This window comes from Alteromonas naphthalenivorans (genome assembly GCF_000213655.1).
Classification (GTDB): Bacteria; Pseudomonadota; Gammaproteobacteria; order Enterobacterales; family Alteromonadaceae; genus Alteromonas; species Alteromonas naphthalenivorans.
The window spans coordinates 4,161,535-4,176,838 of sequence record NC_015554.1; the positions used below are offsets into that span (position 1 = coordinate 4,161,535).

12 protein-coding genes and 1 tRNA gene are annotated in these 15,304 nt (G+C 42.6%); 9 read left to right on the top strand and 4 right to left on the bottom strand.

Annotated features, from left to right (window positions below):
- Positions 1-53: 53 nt before the first annotated feature.
- Both AMBT_RS18200 and AMBT_RS18205 read left to right on the top strand, forming a co-directional pair.
- Positions 54-3,350, top strand: a complete 3,297-nt coding sequence (locus AMBT_RS18200; RefSeq protein WP_013786119.1) for a DUF3427 domain-containing protein — start codon at positions 54-56, stop codon at positions 3,348-3,350.
- A gap of 90 nt (positions 3,351-3,440) precedes the next feature.
- On the top strand, positions 3,441-4,199 hold the full coding sequence (locus AMBT_RS18205; RefSeq protein WP_013786120.1) for a restriction endonuclease: 759 nt from the start codon (positions 3,441-3,443) through the stop codon (positions 4,197-4,199).
- Between the two features lie 51 nt (positions 4,200-4,250).
- Here the strand turns inward: AMBT_RS18205 and AMBT_RS18210 are convergent, their stop codons facing one another.
- Together AMBT_RS18210 and AMBT_RS18215 are read right to left on the bottom strand one after the other, a co-directional pair.
- A complete protein-coding gene (locus tag AMBT_RS18210) occupies positions 4,251-4,883 on the bottom strand; it encodes a hypothetical protein (RefSeq protein ID WP_013786121.1) in 633 nt (210 codons plus the stop codon).
- A 145-nt stretch (positions 4,884-5,028) separates the two neighbouring features.
- A complete protein-coding gene (locus AMBT_RS18215; RefSeq protein WP_013786122.1) occupies positions 5,029-6,804 on the bottom strand; it encodes a BCCT family transporter in 1,776 nt (591 codons plus the stop codon).
- A 244-nt stretch (positions 6,805-7,048) separates the two neighbouring features.
- On the opposite strand from AMBT_RS18215, the gene AMBT_RS18220 reads away from it, so the two are divergent.
- A complete protein-coding gene (locus AMBT_RS18220; RefSeq protein ID WP_013786123.1) occupies positions 7,049-7,297 on the top strand; it encodes a DUF2960 family protein in 249 nt (82 codons plus the stop codon).
- Between the two features lie 149 nt (positions 7,298-7,446).
- Here AMBT_RS18220 and nhaC read toward each other — a convergent pair whose 3' ends face one another.
- Positions 7,447-8,832, bottom strand: a complete 1,386-nt coding sequence (gene nhaC / locus AMBT_RS18225; RefSeq protein WP_041452615.1) for a Na+/H+ antiporter NhaC — start codon at positions 8,830-8,832, stop codon at positions 7,447-7,449.
- 433 nt (positions 8,833-9,265) lie between these two features.
- Here nhaC and AMBT_RS18230 point away from each other — a divergent pair, with 433 nt between their 5' ends.
- The 4 genes from AMBT_RS18230 to AMBT_RS18245 all read left to right on the top strand — a co-directional run bounded on the left by AMBT_RS18230 (position 9,266) and on the right by AMBT_RS18245 (position 11,765).
- Positions 9,266-9,526, top strand: a complete 261-nt coding sequence (locus AMBT_RS18230) for a helix-turn-helix domain-containing protein (RefSeq protein WP_013786125.1) — start codon at positions 9,266-9,268, stop codon at positions 9,524-9,526.
- Position 9,527: 1 nt separating this feature from the next.
- Positions 9,528-9,719 carry a HipA N-terminal domain-containing protein gene (locus AMBT_RS18235; RefSeq protein ID WP_013786126.1) on the top strand — a complete coding sequence of 64 codons (192 nt, stop codon included), beginning with the start codon at positions 9,528-9,530 and terminating at the stop codon, positions 9,717-9,719.
- A 436-nt stretch (positions 9,720-10,155) separates the two neighbouring features.
- A complete protein-coding gene (locus tag AMBT_RS18240; RefSeq protein WP_013786127.1) occupies positions 10,156-10,386 on the top strand; it encodes a hypothetical protein in 231 nt (76 codons plus the stop codon).
- Positions 10,387-10,451: 65 nt separating this feature from the next.
- Positions 10,452-11,765 (top strand): hypothetical protein, encoded by a 1,314-nt coding sequence (locus tag AMBT_RS18245; protein ID WP_013786128.1) that lies wholly within the window; start codon positions 10,452-10,454, stop codon positions 11,763-11,765.
- Between the two features lie 17 nt (positions 11,766-11,782).
- On the opposite strand, the gene AMBT_RS18250 is transcribed toward AMBT_RS18245, so the two are convergent.
- A tRNA-Arg gene (locus AMBT_RS18250) sits at positions 11,783-11,859 on the bottom strand.
- 276 nt (positions 11,860-12,135) lie between these two features.
- On the opposite strand from AMBT_RS18250, the gene AMBT_RS18255 reads away from it, so the two are divergent.
- Together AMBT_RS18255 and AMBT_RS18260 are read left to right on the top strand one after the other, a co-directional pair.
- Positions 12,136-12,543: a c-type cytochrome gene (locus AMBT_RS18255; protein WP_013786129.1), complete on the top strand. Its 408-nt coding sequence runs from the start codon at positions 12,136-12,138 to the stop codon at positions 12,541-12,543.
- 107 nt (positions 12,544-12,650) lie between these two features.
- A complete protein-coding gene (locus AMBT_RS18260; RefSeq protein ID WP_013786130.1) occupies positions 12,651-15,251 on the top strand; it encodes a sensor domain-containing phosphodiesterase in 2,601 nt (866 codons plus the stop codon).
- Positions 15,252-15,304 lie beyond the last annotated feature (53 nt).

Sequence of the window (15,304 nt, forward strand, 5' to 3'; positions counted from 1 at the left end):
TACGATTTGTTGGCTAACTTGGAAGTTAACCAAACTGTGCCCGAAGTTAAAAAATGACAGTACAAAACTATTTAATTACTGGCAGGCAAGAAAAGCACCTTCTGCATGAAATTCGAGACGCACTTAAAACTGCGACGAATATTGAAATTGCCGTTTCCTTCATTCGCAACTCTGGCTTAAACCTTATCGTCGACGATATTGAAGCTGCGATGAGCTCTTCAACAAGAAATGTAGAGCTCACGGTTTTAACGTCTGACTATATGAATATTACAGAGCCCCAAGCTCTGAAACTCCTTATGTTGCTGAAAGAGCGTGGCGCTAATATACAAGTATTCGAAAGCCGACAAGCTACTAGCTTTCATTTGAAATCGTACATTTTTGTGACCGACAGCGAACAAGGCGTTGTATCCGCTTCAGCATTCATCGGTTCTAGTAACATCAGTAAAACGGCTTTAACCGACGGTATAGAATGGAATTACCGTATTGATTACCCGAACAACAAAGACAGTGAAGCAGAAGCTCGAATTGATAATATTCGAGAGGAATATAACCACCTACTCACGCTTCCACAGGTAAAGTCACTCAGCTATAACTGGATTCAAGACTACGAAGTTCGTTACAACACGGCTAGAAAAGTAACGCCGTTGTATTCTTCTTCTGCGCTTCCCTCTGAAACCGAACACGAAATACCCACTCCAAAAGACCACCAAGTAGAGGCGCTTGAAGCTTTAGAAAATGCTCGTGACTCTGGGTTTAAAAAAGGCCTCGTAGTGTTAGCTACGGGTATGGGGAAAACCTACTTAGCAGCGTTCGATGCAGCGCAGTTTAATGCTAAGAAGGTCTTGTTTATAGCGCATAGAGAAGAAATTCTTTTGCAGGCTGAAGCTAGCTTTTTAAAAATTCTCCCCAGTAAAAAAGTAGGCAGATACAGCGGTAAACAAAAAGACAAAGAGTTCGATATGCTGTTTGCTTCGGTGCAGACAATTGGACGAGAAAGCCATTTAAATAAATTCGATAAAAACGACTTCGATTATATCGTAGTAGATGAATTTCACCATGCTGCTGCCAACGGCTATCAAAGACTATTAGCGCATTTTAATCCCTCTTTCATGTTGGGCCTAACCGCCACACCAAATAGAACAGATGGTAGCGACATTCTTAAGTTGTGTGATAACAAGCTAATTTACCAAAAAGACTTGTTCGATGGTGTAAACGGTGAAGTATTAAGCCCGTTTAGCTATTTTGCTATTTACGATAAAGAAGTCGATTATGAGCACTTGCCTTGGAGAAACGGACGCTTCGATCCAGAAAAGCTTTCAAATAAATTAGCCACAAAAGGCAGGGCTAAACATGCATTAAGTGAATGGAAGGAAAAAGCTCAAAGGGTATCGCTGGCATTCTGTGTGTCTCGACAACACGCTGATTACATGGCCAAGTACTTTAATGAAAACGGCGTAAGTGCGGCAAGCGTTCACTCCGATTCAGAACTCACACGTACAGAAGCATTAGAGGGATTAAGTGATGGCAAAATAAAAGTACTCTTTTCTGTAGATCTGTTTAATGAAGGCGTAGATCTACCGCAAATAGATACTGTATTGCTACTTAGACCTACAGAATCAAAAATACTATTTTTACAACAGATGGGAAGAGGCCTGCGACGCAGCGAAGGTAAAGAAAGATTAGTTATTCTGGATTTTGTTGGTAACCATCATAGCTTTTTAAACCGCCCAGAAATGCTGTTCGCTGGCATTAAAGATAAGCCTTTAAATAGACATGAAATAGTAAGTATTGCCAAGAACCCTAACCCCTTACTACCCGACGGGTGTTACGTTAACTTTGACCTAGCATTTATTGATTTTCTTGAAAGCCTCTCAGAAGATCAACTTGATACGCAATATGAAAAACTAAAGTCATCGTTAGGCCGACGGCCTTCCTACACCGAGTTTTATACCGCCGGTGCAAATATGGATAAACTTCGCAAAAACCGTGGCTCATGGTGGGAGTTTGTTGATAACAAAGGCGACCTTACACCTGCCGAACTTGAAGTTCTTGAAGAACACCTTCAATGGTTTAAAGACCTTGCCGTTACCCGCGTATCTAAGTCATACAAACTAGTATTGCTAGACACACTAGTTGCTCATCAATCTCTTCATACACAAATTGCATTTGAAGATTTGGCGGCATGGGCAAGCCAATGGTATTTCGATAACCCTGTTTGGCTTACAGATTTACCAGAGAGTAAACGAGATATTCAAAGCCTTAGTAAATCAGAATGGTTACGCCATTGGCGTGACTTCCCAATAAAGTATTGGTGTACGGAAGAACCAGAATCAAAAATAGTGTGGTTCAATAACTCTCAAAATAAGTTTAGTTTTAATCAAAGCATTTCTGCCAGTCAGCTTGAAACATTCCGCTTGATGACAAAAGAAGTAAATGAGCAACGGTTGGCAGCCTACAAGCACAAGCGGCTGTCTGTCGACATTCCTTCAACCAATAATATAGTGCGGTTTCCTGAGAAGGAGCAGTTACCATTCTTCCCTGATATTAAAATAGCCTGCGGTCATTTTAAAACTGGTGACGCGGAAGCCTCTGAAATGGTTAATATGCCGAGCGGTTTTGGTCGCCTGGATACCACCAAGCATTTCATCGCTCGCGCATCAGGCAACTCAATGAATGGTGGTAAAACACCAATTTATGACGGCGATTATTTGTTACTAGAACAAATTACCTCTAACAACGCAGGCGGCATAAGCAACACCACCGTTGCTATTGAGCGCCAAGATACCGCAGGTGATAACCAGTACCTATTGAGAAAAGTACTGAAAAATAATGACGGCAGTTACACCTTACGCGCAGCGAATCCAGACTATGAAGATATAACAGCAAGCGAAGATATGGTGACGTTTGCTAGGCTAAAGGGGAAAGTTGACCCACTCGAGCTATTTGTAGGTGAAGAGTTTATGCGGGAGGAAATACCGCCTCTTTTCAATGAAGAATTTAACCCCGGTAATTGGCAGTCGGGCCACGTTGTCTTAAAAGAGAAGAACGCCCAAATTCTTCTAGTTACACTAAATAAGCAAGGAAAGGCAGAAGATCACCAATATCACGACTACTTTATGGACGAGAAACACTTTCACTGGCAGTCGCAGAATAGTACCTCGCCTAGTAACAAACGTGGACGTGAAATCATTGAGCATCAAAAAATAGATAGTAGCGTTTACTTATTTATTCGTGAGAATAAATTAAGAGGAAAAAGAGCTTCGCCCTTCACCTTTTACGGGGAAATTAAATACGTCAAACACGAAAGCGAAAAGCCAATGAATGTGACCTGGGAGCTATTAAATCAATGAATAGGTTTGATACGTATATTTTAATTTAAATACTTTATATTGAGTTAGCTAAATTTATTCTGCATTAATTTAGAACAAGGATGTCTATATATGCCTAGAAAAAGCAACTCTATCACAGATTTATTGCTACAAGCTCCTTGGTGGGTATCTGTTGTAACAGCAGCAGCTGTTTACATTGTCATGGGCGTTATCATTCCTGCCATAGAAACCAATAATCAATTCCTAAATATGATTTTAAATGCGGTCGCCGTCCCCGCGCCTATTTTCAGTTTTTTCTTTTTACTCTTAGCTCCTTTCGCTTTTTTTAATACCCGCAGGAAAGTTAAGATGCTAGACCAGCAAACCAACTTAAATTCAATTCGACAACTTCACTGGAAAAATTTTGAAGAGCTTGTTGCGGAAGCTTATAGAAGGTTGGGATATCAAGTTACAGAAGGTGGATTTGGTCCAGACGGAGGTATCGACATAGAGCTTAGAAAGGATGGAAAGCTTCTATTCATTCAGTGCAAGCAATGGAAAGCACGAAAGGTCGGTGTAAATATCATTCGTGAAATGTATGGAGTACTAACTGCCAGTAATGCTAATGAAATAATTATTATTTGTTCAGGCAAGTTTACTCAGGATGCATATAGCTTCGCTTTAGATAAGCCGGTGACGCTTATGGACGGCTATGAGCTTTCTGCTTTGATTCAAGATGTCCAATCAAATCCAATTTTAAGCAATGAAAAACAAGCTCTCTGCCCACGATGTAGAAGCGCTTTGGTACAAAGAGTAGCAAAGCGAGGTCCCAATTCAGGAAACGGATTTTTAGGGTGTTCAAGCTTTCCTAAATGTCGTTATACAGAATAAAACTTGATTCTATGGCCTTTGGAGCATGAGCAAGCAAGCTATAGTATTCCACTAACTATAGCTTCCCCCAACCAACCCATGAAAACCCCCAATAGCCCTATCAAAGCTTTCATCATTTTCAAAATAAAGCTGGCTTAGTCGGCTTTTCTTTATTTGGTAGGTATCGCTGGCAAAGGCTAGCGCTTCTCTAAAGCTCTCGAATTCTTCATCGAACACCTTAAACACCTCGCGCTGCGGTTTTGCTACCCGCGTTGTGCTGCCGTTTATTTCATAGTCGAAGCCAGCAAAGTGAAGCCGTGAAAGGGCTTCTTTACCTAAATACACACCGCCTTTAAGGCTTATTTGAAATGCGATATCCATTTCTTCAATTTCATCCATACTCCAGTGGTTAAACACTCTAATGGCTTTTTTATATTTTGCTGCCAATAGCTTTTTTAACACTGCTATTCTGGGTTCTAGCGTGCCGTTGTTTTCTTTTTTTAGCAGGTCGAAGCATTCGTTGCATGAGGGTACACAAATAAAATCGGCGCTTGAGTTTACGTCTCGCCAGTCGTGAATAAATTTTATGGGCGGAATAAAGTCGGGGCGCGCCGCTTCGCAGCCGCAGTAAATACAGCGGTTAAAGTCAGCCGAATGTACTGCGTTTAATGGTTCGTAGAATTTTTGATAATTCGATACTGACATAGTGCTACTTGCTTGGAACTTTCGGGGCTATTAATGCCAATAACGGTAACACAGCTAGTTTATAGGAAAAGTTAATTGCGCTGTTTTAAAAGCAAAAAACGCCGCCAATTGGCAGCGCTTTGTTTACCGTATTCGCACTTATAAACTACAGGCGCGACGGCTTGCTGTGCGGGTCGCCTTCAATATGTTTTTTGGGTTTGCGAGGTCTGGGTTTTGCCGCAATTGGCACATCCTCTTCGCTTTTATTGCCCACCTCGCTTTCTTCAATATCCCACGAGCCTTCTTCGCTCCATGGATCGTCGTCGGGGAATTCGCCTATATTGATTTCTTTTATGGAATAATCGAGCTGGTAGCGCATGTCGTAGTTTGCAGCTCGTACTATGGAAATGCACAGCAATAGGGCCACCGCTAATAGCGGTACGCCCCCTATTATCGATGCCGTTTGCAGCGTTTCTAACCCGCCTACAAACATAAGTACAATGGGCATGAACGATAACGCAAACGCCCAAAACAAACGGTTCCAGCGTAACGGCTCTTCATCTACTTCTTTTTGTACTACCGCCGCTAGAATGTATGAAATAGAGTCGAAGGTAGTTGCTGTGAAGATTAGCGCCAATAAGGTAAATACGAAGATAACCAAGTAGTCCAATGGCAGTGTATGCAGCATGGCAAATATGGCCGCGGTTGGGCTTTGCTGGTTGAGTATGGTTACTACGTCTAGCTCGCCCGACAGCTGCAAATACAAGCCGTAATTCCCCATTACCATGAAGAATAAAAAGCAGCCCATGGTGCCAAAGAACATGGAACCCGCCACCATAGTACGAATAGTGCGGCCCCTTGAAATACGCGCGATAAAAAGCCCTACGCTAGGCGCAAATACCAGCCACCAAGCCCAGTAGAATATGGTCCAGTCTTGGGGGAAGTGGGTATTCTGGAAGCCGTTAAGTTCAGCAAATGGCTCTAACCATGTGGCCATTTTCACAATGTTGCTAAGTACGCGGCCAAGGGCATCTAGGCCGGTGTTCGCCATAAACAGGGTTGGCCCTACAATAAATATAAACAGCAGCAACCCAATGGCCAGCCAAAAGTTAATGTCTGACAGCAGCTTAATGCCCTTTTTTAACCCTACATACGCGCTGTAACCAAATATAGCGGTACAGGTTATCAGCACAATAATTTGGGTGGTCAGTGACTTGGGCACTCCGAATAATTCATGTACCCCTTCGTTAATCATGGGCGCAGCCAAACCAAGCGTGGTGGCCCCACCGCCTAACATGCCGAAGATAAAGCTGATATCGATAATTTTACCTAACCAGCCGTGGGCTAGCTTTTCGCCAATAACCGGCATTAACGCTTCAGATATTTTTAATACGCTGTGGTTACGCACATAATAGAAGTATGCAATAGGCACGGCGGGAATAAGGTAAATAGCCCACGCTAGCGGCCCCCAGTGGAATATGCCGTAGGCAGCTGCCCACTTGGCGGCTTCTGGGGTTTCGCCTTGTATATGAAACGGAGGTGCCTGGTAGTAATACACCCACTCAATCATAGACCAGTACAAAATAGACGCCCCAATGCCTGCACAAAACAGCATGGCAGCCCATGATACTGGTGAGAACTCGGGTTTTTCTTCAGGCTCGCCCAGTTTTATTTGGCCGATGTCGCTAAACATGATGTAAACCATGAATCCACCCGCGCCAACGCCAAGCAATAAGTACAAAACGCCTAGTTTACTGGTAACGAAGTCTTTTGCGGCCGCCACCCATTGTGCGCCTTGATCTGGCCAAATAATTAAAGGAATGGTTACCGATAGAAGAAGAATAAGAGAGCCAAAAAACGTTGGCTTGTCGATAACGCTAAAAGCGCTTTCCTGTTCGGTACTGGCCTTTTTTGAAGAAGCATTTTGGGCGTTACTACTCATACACGTTCCTTTTTTTGTTTTTATAGATGCCATTATGCAATGAAGCGTTAAACGGGCAATCTTACGAAACAGTGTACCAGATTAACGCTGTAGGTATGTCGGTGTAACTGACTGCAAGTTTACGCTTAATGTTCACCTGACCTCGATAGCTTTATTACTAAGCTTTTTGAATATGCACCGCTAATTGCGTTTATAATGGCGGTTAAACCGTTTTCGAATTTTTATCGACCAACCTGAGTAGAACATGGCCCATAAAGTACGTTATAAATTTAATGGTGTGGCAAAAGAAATAAACTTTTCTTACAGCCGCTATCAAAATATGCATGAAGCCGTGGCCGATGCTGAAGGAATAGACCTTACTCAGTTTTTGCAAACTGAACAGCAACTTGCCTCAATCAGTAAAGACAAAAAAACCGTAAGAAACTTTAGAGATGCCGAATTTATAAAAATGGGGTTTTCTGATTTGTACTTCTTAAAAAATGGCCAAGAATGATGGTTTCCCCCTACAACGCACACTAATACTTAAATAACCTGTGGGCATTAGAACGAACTAAGTTAAACGTTAAGAGCGCGTTGGAAAACCAGACAACAACCCCGTTTGAACCACTAGCCGGTTTAGCTGGCGGGCTGCTTATTGGTATGTCAGTGGTGTTGTGCTCTTTTTTCTTTCAATAAACCTACGCCCAATGCAGCCATGGTTATCGCAACAACACCATTTAGATAGTTAAAAAATGCATAGGGCGCGTAGTCGAGAACCTCAACCCCTAGGGTTGCAGAGTAAAATGCCCCCGCCGTTGTCCAAGGAATAAGGCCCGTGGTCATGGTAGCGCCTTCTTCCACCGACCGAGAAAGCATGGAAGGATCAAGCTTCTGTTGCTGATATTTTGATTTAAACAATTGGCAATTTAAAATAATAGAGATATACGCTTCGCCCATTGCCACGTTCCCTAAAAAGCCTGAAGCGATGGTGACGGCAATTAACGTTTCGGTGCGCTTTACCCGTTTAATAATGCCCGACAATAACGCCGCTAAAAAGCCTGCTCCGTGCAATATACCGCCCAATGCTATTGCCATTAACGCGAGCAATAGCGTCCAGCTCATACTGCTGATGCCGCCCCGTCCTAGTAATGCATCTAAATTTGCGATACCTGTATTTTGTGGGGTGTTTTCCCAAAGTGCATTGAGTACGCTAATTGTGTTGGTGTCTTGGTAGAAAATAGCAATGATGACGGCAAGAAGAATACTGCATGACATGGCAACTTCAGCTGGGACTTTTTTAATGCTCATTACCGTTAGCAACACCAGCGGTAACAAGGTAATGTAAGGCGCAAGGTTATAGAGGCTGGCAAGCGCTGCTTTAATTTTGTATATCTCTTCAACATTTAAACTTTGGCTTGCGTAGGTAAAGCCTATAACTAGAAAAATTACGAATGTTAGAAGAAAGCTAGGCAGTGTAGTTAGCAGCATGGCATACATATGCCGATAAATAGTGGTGCCCGCACTCATCGACGCGAGATTGGTGGTATCAGAAACCGGAGACATTTTATCGCCAAACGTAGCGCCAGCTACTACCATGCCAGCGATGATAGGTAACGGTATATTCATGGCTTCGCCAATGCCCATTAGCACCACCCCCATAGTACCCACCGTGCCCCACGACGTACCGGTGGCTACCGACATTACCGCACACAGAATTAATCCTACCGCCAAGAATAAACTGGGGTTTAGCCAACTAAGGCCGTAATAAATTAGGGTTGAGATAGTGCCGCTTTGCATAAAGCTGGCGATAACCATTCCAATGAGGATAAAAATAAATATTGCCGGCATTGCCCGCGTTAATGCACTGGTCATTAATTCACGGATTTGCAGGTAGTTGTACCCCAAACTAAAGGCATTAATACCAGCCCAAAGCAAACACAAGAAAATTAATGCATGCAGGCTAATGCCTAAGCCAAATAAACCACCCGCTATTAACGCTACAATAACGCTGAAACATAGCAATGACTGGGCAAAGCTGGGGCTACGCATAGAGTTAGGCGAAGTAAAAGACAAGTTGGCGCACTTAAAAATGAAGTCGTGAGAAGGAGTATAACTACTTTGAAAAGTCTTGTGACTAAGAAAAATTAATACATTAGAAAGAAATGGCGCACCCGACAGGATTCGAACCTGTGACCTTCGCCTCCGGAAGGAGGCCTCGTCGAAAGGGGCTTAATCGGTCTACCCCGGCGGAAAGCGTCTACACAGCGTGTATAAAGGGATTGAGAGTTTCATGAGCACTAGCTGATTTACAACGATTAACACCATTGGTCACGGTTACGTCACGGGCAATGCTTTAAAATAAATAACACCCTGCAAGGTATAATTTGACACTTATACCGCAAAGGGTATATTGAACTTAATATACCTTTTAGGGGTTACGTTTAAAGTTATACCTTAAAGGGATTAATAGTGGAGAGGCATAATGAAGCTTAATAACTCAAAAGAACTGGCTGATTATATAAAGCTACATCGAAATACGCTAAACCGTACGCAAACCGATGTGGCACAGCATGTTGGTTTAAAGCAAAAAACCATCTCGGCTATTGAAAATTCTGCCGGTACCTCCCGTATTGATACCCTCTTTAAAATTGCGCATGAACTCGGTCTCTCTATTGAGCTTAAGCCAAAGCAAGAAAATGAAAGCGGCCAAAAGACTGATAGTGGCTGGGATCAGGAGTGGTAATATGGAGCTGATGGTAAGCCTTAACGGGGTCAAAGTAGGTACACTGTTAAAAGATAAGAGCGGTGGGCTCCATTTTTCTTATACTGAACGTTGGATGAAGCGCGCAGGCGCACGCCCTATTTCTTTGTCGCTGCCTATTACAAAGCAAAAATACGCTGGCGACGTAGATAGAGTTCGTGAGCCGAATTTGTAACGTTAATAGGTGGTGTATTCTGTAAGCGCGATGAGTCCCCATACACCCGCTCTATAAAGGGAAAGCGGACACAAAAACCGGAGAACTTAAACAAGCCTAATTTTATGAGATTATCTAGATTTCGTTGCGAAGCGTAAAGCTAGGGAAAAACTGATTAGTCGAATTCATTAGTTGTGTATTAAAAAACCGTGGAACTAGAGCCGCATCGCGGCTCAGATGCTTTTACTTGGAGTTCTGTAAATAAATGTACTAGATGCTACTTAGTGGCATTAGAACTGATCACCCATCGTATTTTCACGTATTAGTAATAGTTATTTTATTGACAATATACCCAATGTAAACGAATCTAGATAAAGAGAAATCGTATGTAGTTGACGGAAATGCTGCATATGTGTACAATTCTGCGCCCCTCGTATGGGAATCCAAGGAGAATAAAATGGCTACCTTATTATATGCCTTAGCTTTGGCTATTTGTGCATACTTAGTGTACTCAGTGGCTATAATTCGTCTTCAGAGTAAAATGAAACGAAGAGAAGATGAATTAAGAAAAGTTGGTGTGACGCCATCAGGCTCAGGTTTATGTCATGGGATGAAGTTAAACCATAATAAATCCGGCGTAATCAAAGACCAAAAAAAATCATCGGCATGGTATAGTCGTCTGGCCTAACAGAAAATTATTTTTTAAGAAGTCCTGCCTATGGCAGGATTTTTTTGTTTATATGGAAGTAAAAAGTGAAGGAAAATAAAGATTATCGTTACGTCGGTTGGATACCATGCGTAAATGGTCATCTAGACTTTGGTTTAACAAAAGTCGGAATTAAAGGAGGTTTTACAACTCCTGAACACAAAGACCTTTCTGTCATTGACGAAAATTTATCAGCCAATGGCTCTCACGCTGACTCACATGTTCGAAGAATAATACTTCAATCTTGGGTGGATTGGCGAGATACAAAGCTAGATAACGAAAACAATACAATTGGACAATTTAGGCTTTTTACTTGTGGCGAAGTAAATGAATCTCCGGATATGGATGAACGCGCTTTACACGCTACAATACTCATTTATCCGTTAGATGCAGAGCCTGACGACTTAAACGAAAAACGGGAGATGCCTCTCCATAATTTAACTCACAACATCTGCAAAGATAACATTGATGAGCAATATACTAAGCTCAAAGCTCTTCTAAAAGAGGGAGAGCATATCAGTGGCCTGAAAGAGGACTGTTTGAAGGCAGTACTTGATATAAAAATAGAACCTAACGGACTAATTTTCCTTGATTATGAGAACTCAAGCTCTGCACTTGATGCAGATAGTAAGTATGTAATAGCTCGTCAAGTCTATTACTACATCAAGTATTCTACCCACAGTCATAAACATCACATTGATGAACAAGACTCTTTAACGACTATTACTACAAATGATTCAGAAGCACCATTAAGATTACTAACCCAACTCAAACGCGAGCTCACAACATTAAGCCGAATCGCAAAGTTTGACAATTCCACACATCCAACAAATAACTCACTTGGGATTATTGCTTATAGCAAATCATTAGTAATAGCCTGTCGAACATTAGGTATGTTGTCAGAAGAAAAGGCGCAAGTTGAGCTAGAGCGTCTAGACAATGTAAAAGAATCTTTTTCTGCACTTGATGGAAGTATTAAATATATTGATTCAGCATATGAGCTTATAGCCTCAAAAGCTAAAGTATGGCTAGGCTTTTCTCTAATATTTCTCTGGGGCATATCAAATTTCCTATTTGAAAGTGCCCCAACAAAGTATGAGATTAAGCAAGCCTACGTTGTACCACTTGCCATTGCTATCCTCGCAGGAGTTGTATATCACTTATTCACTAAATATTACAAAATAAGAAACAATGCTATACGGGTTAAGGAAATTTACTATCTAAACAAACTAGGTTCATCCCTGAAAATTATCCTAGCTCTCTGTGGACTTATTTGCCTAATTTGGCTAGCTAATGAAGATGAACCTGCTACACATTTCCTACATATTTTTAAAACGGTATTCCCACAAGAAGATATTTAGCTTAAACCCTTTAAAAATGGCGCACCCGACAGGATTCGAACCTGTGACCTTCGCCTCCGGAGGGCGACGCTCTATCCAGCTGAGCTACGGGTGCATTGAAAATGGCTTAATGTGATAAAAATTTAACCTGTTCTAAAGGAATAAGAACGTGGTGTGGTTAAACTTCCTGCTTAAGCGCGGCGTAATGATACTTAGGCCATGGGCTCGCATCAACTGGTTTGTGTAATTCTCTTACTTTAATGGGTTTTTAAGGTACTTTATCCTTACTTTTTATAGGTAATTGGTAGCAAATAGTTGTTCGGGCTTGAATTACCGTTATAATCTGGCCAGTTATACTTTAATTAAAGTTCATGATTGCCTGGAGACAGATGTGAAATTGAAAACCTGGTTTATTGTTGCAGCTACAGCACTTACGGTGTTTGCGGCGCAAGCACAAGAAATGAGTAACGACGATATTGCTAACCGTATTAAGCCGGTTGGTCAGATACACGTAGCTGGCGCTGAAGCTGCTGGCCCTGCTGCTGCAGGTGGTGGTGCTAAGTCGGGTGAAGATGTTTATAACTCTGCCTGTGTAGCGTGTCATAGTTCTGGCGTACTTGGTGCACCTAAAGTTCACGTAGCCGCTGATTGGCAGCCGCGCTTAGACGAAAAAGGCCTAGACGGCGTATGGCAAAATGCCCTTAACGGTATTAACGCTATGCCTCCTCGTGGTACGTGTGCTTCGTGCTCTGATGATGAAATTAAAGCCGCAATTGAGTACATGATAGAAGGTATCTAACCTTCTATCTTTACGTACAATGTGTTGGAAAAAGTAGCGTTTTTGATGTAGATCGGGTAATTTAACCGCATCTAAGAATAAGCTATTTTTACTTGCCGGCGAACGGAATGTCATCAGATTCAACGCAGTATGAGTTGACAGAAGAAGAACTGCGGGAAATTATCCCGCAGCTTCAACAACTCACTAATAAATATAAGCGTGCTGAACGAGTTCAGAAAGCGCTATTCGACATTTCCGAGCTAGCAAGTTCTGTTAGTCACCTAAACCGCCTTTACACCGCTATTCATGAAATCATTGCCGACTTCATGAACGCAGATAACTTCTTTGTTGCCTTCTACGAACAAGACAGCCAAATTGTCGACTTCGCCTATTTCGTTGATGAATTTGACGAACAAACCGTTAAACAGTTACCCGCCGATTCGTTAATGGACGGCATGACGGGCTTTATATTGCGCACCGGTCAGCACTTATTTTATAAACGTGCTCAAGAAGAAATATTTGCAGAAGATCACGGCATCAAATTAGTTGGTTCGCAGCCTTTTGAGTTACTTGGGGTTCCACTTAAACGTGGCAGCCAAGTAATTGGTGCTATGGTGGTTCAAACCTACGATGAGGGTGTGCATTACACCCAAGAAGACTTAGAGGTACTGCTGTTTGTTTCTCAGCACATTGTTACCACGGTTGACCGGGTTAAAAACCGCGAACTAACCGAACGTACCATTCGTGAACGTACTCGCCAGCTAAGAAAAATTAACGACGACCTTCAAGAAGAAATTCTTGAGCGCCAAAAAGTAGAGTCGCTACAACAAGCCTTATTTGAAATTTCAGAATTAGCAGCCAACCTAGAAGGCGATATGTCGGTCTTCTATTCTAGTCTGCACGAAATTCTAGCCCGCCTTATTAGTGCACCAAACTGCTTTATCTCTATCATTGATGAATCGAAGCAAATGCTGGAGTTCCCGTATTTTAGTGATATGGAAAGCGAAGACGTTGAAGCTCGCCCAATGGGGTTGGGTTTGACAGAGTTTGTATTACGTACAGGTCAAGCTGAGCTAATTAACCCGCCTAGAGTGTTGGAACTGGCAGAAGCGGGTGAAATTGACGTTACTATTGCCCAAACTATGCTAAACAGTGCCAACTCTTGGCTAGGATCGCCTCTGGTGGTAGATGGTGAGGTGTTTGGGGTAATTGCGGTACAAACCTATGGTAAGCATGCCAAATACAACGCCAGAGACCTAGAGTTACTGCGCTTTGTTTCACACCATATTGCGGTAACCATGGAGCGTAAGCGCAGTACTGAAGAAATTCAGCGCCACAACAGTGAGCTCGAGCTTAGAGTTGCTGCACGCACTGCCGAGCTTGATAGAGCCAACAAATACTTAAAACAGCAAATTGAAGAGCGTAAAGAGATTGAGCTTAAGCTTATTCACGATGCCCATCACGATTCACTGACCGACCTTCCGAACCGCTCGATGTTTACCAGCAGGCTTGAACTCGCCGTTGCCAGTAAGCAGCGCTACACCGAAAACTACTTTGCGGTGTTGTTCATCGACTTAGACCGATTCAAAGTTATCAACGATACCTTGGGCCACCACGCAGGTGATGAGTTCTTGGTTGAAGTGGCTAGACGTATTGCATTATGCATTCGAGGGCACGACTTATTGGCACGTTTAGGTGGCGATGAGTTTGTTGTTTTACTCGATAACTTTGAAGATTTAACCGATGTGCAAGAAGTGGCGTCTCGTATTATCAACTCTATTTCAGAACCGTTTTTGTTAGATGGCCGCGAAATGTATTCGGGTGCCAGTATCGGTATAGCTAATTTAGAGTCGTATTATCGTAGTGCCGATGAAGTGCTGCGTGATGCCGATGCTGCCATGTACCAAGCGAAAACTTTAGGCCGTGGCCGATTTGTTATGTTCGATAAGAGCATGCGCGACCGCCTAATTGAAGAGCTAGAACTAGAAAACGAATTTCGCCGTGCCTTGCGTGATGAAGAGTTTGAATACTTCTTGCAGCCCGTGATTGATTTAAGAGACAACACAACGCTTTACAACGAGATGTATGTGCGTTGGTGCCACCCTACTTTCGGCAAAATAGCCCGAGAGCAGTTTCGCCAAGTGGCCGAACAAAGTGGCTTAACCTTAGATTTAGATTTGTTTCAGCTACGCAAAGCTTGCGAGTTGCTGGCTCACGCGAAAGCAACAGGCGAAGACAAAGGCCGTATTGCGGTGAACGTTTCTATTATTCATTTGCTGCAAGCCTCTATGGTGAATAAGATGATTTCACTGATAGACGAATACAAAATATCGCCCCACGACTTGGTATTTGAGTTTGATGAAAACGATTTAAATCGACGTTCGCAGTTTATTTTGCCTGCCATTAAGAAGTTGAAACGTGCTGGAGTTACCTTAGTACTAGATAACTTTGGTAGCGGGTTAGCGTCGCTTAGTTACTTATTTGCCTACCCGTTCGAGTTCATCAAAATAGACCACAGATTCGTGCGTTCGCTGCCGCGTTCACAGCGAAACCTTAAGCTTATTCAATCGGTAATGCTTATTTCTGAGCACCTTAAATTTAAAGTTATTGCCGAAGGGGTAGATTCACCTGCACAGCTAAACGCGCTTACCGACATTGAGTGTAATTACGCCCAAGGTAAAGTACTTACTCGCGCTACTGTGCTTGATATGAAACAGCTAGCTGGCTAGCTGTTTCATTAAGCCTAGCGGTTAGTTGCTATCTTCACCTGCTATGTATCACT

Excerpts from the sequence above, each read along its gene's own strand:
- AMBT_RS18200 (WP_013786119.1), top strand. The coding sequence starts at position 54 with ATGACAGTACAAAACTATTTAATTACTGGCAGGCAAGAAAAGCACCTT.
- AMBT_RS18205 (WP_013786120.1), top strand. The coding sequence starts at position 3,441 with ATGCCTAGAAAAAGCAACTCTATCACAGATTTATTGCTACAAGCTCCT.
- AMBT_RS18210 (WP_013786121.1), bottom strand. The coding sequence starts at position 4,883 with ATGTCAGTATCGAATTATCAAAAATTCTACGAACCATTAAACGCAGTA.
- AMBT_RS18215 (WP_013786122.1), bottom strand. The coding sequence starts at position 6,804 with ATGAGTAGTAACGCCCAAAATGCTTCTTCAAAAAAGGCCAGTACCGAA.
- AMBT_RS18220 (WP_013786123.1), top strand. The coding sequence starts at position 7,049 with ATGGCCCATAAAGTACGTTATAAATTTAATGGTGTGGCAAAAGAAATA.
- nhaC (WP_041452615.1), bottom strand. The coding sequence starts at position 8,832 with ATGCGTAGCCCCAGCTTTGCCCAGTCATTGCTATGTTTCAGCGTTATT.
- AMBT_RS18230 (WP_013786125.1), top strand. The coding sequence starts at position 9,266 with ATGAAGCTTAATAACTCAAAAGAACTGGCTGATTATATAAAGCTACAT.
- AMBT_RS18235 (WP_013786126.1), top strand. The coding sequence starts at position 9,528 with ATGGAGCTGATGGTAAGCCTTAACGGGGTCAAAGTAGGTACACTGTTA.
- AMBT_RS18240 (WP_013786127.1), top strand. The coding sequence starts at position 10,156 with ATGGCTACCTTATTATATGCCTTAGCTTTGGCTATTTGTGCATACTTA.
- AMBT_RS18260 (WP_013786130.1), top strand. The coding sequence starts at position 12,651 with ATGTCATCAGATTCAACGCAGTATGAGTTGACAGAAGAAGAACTGCGG.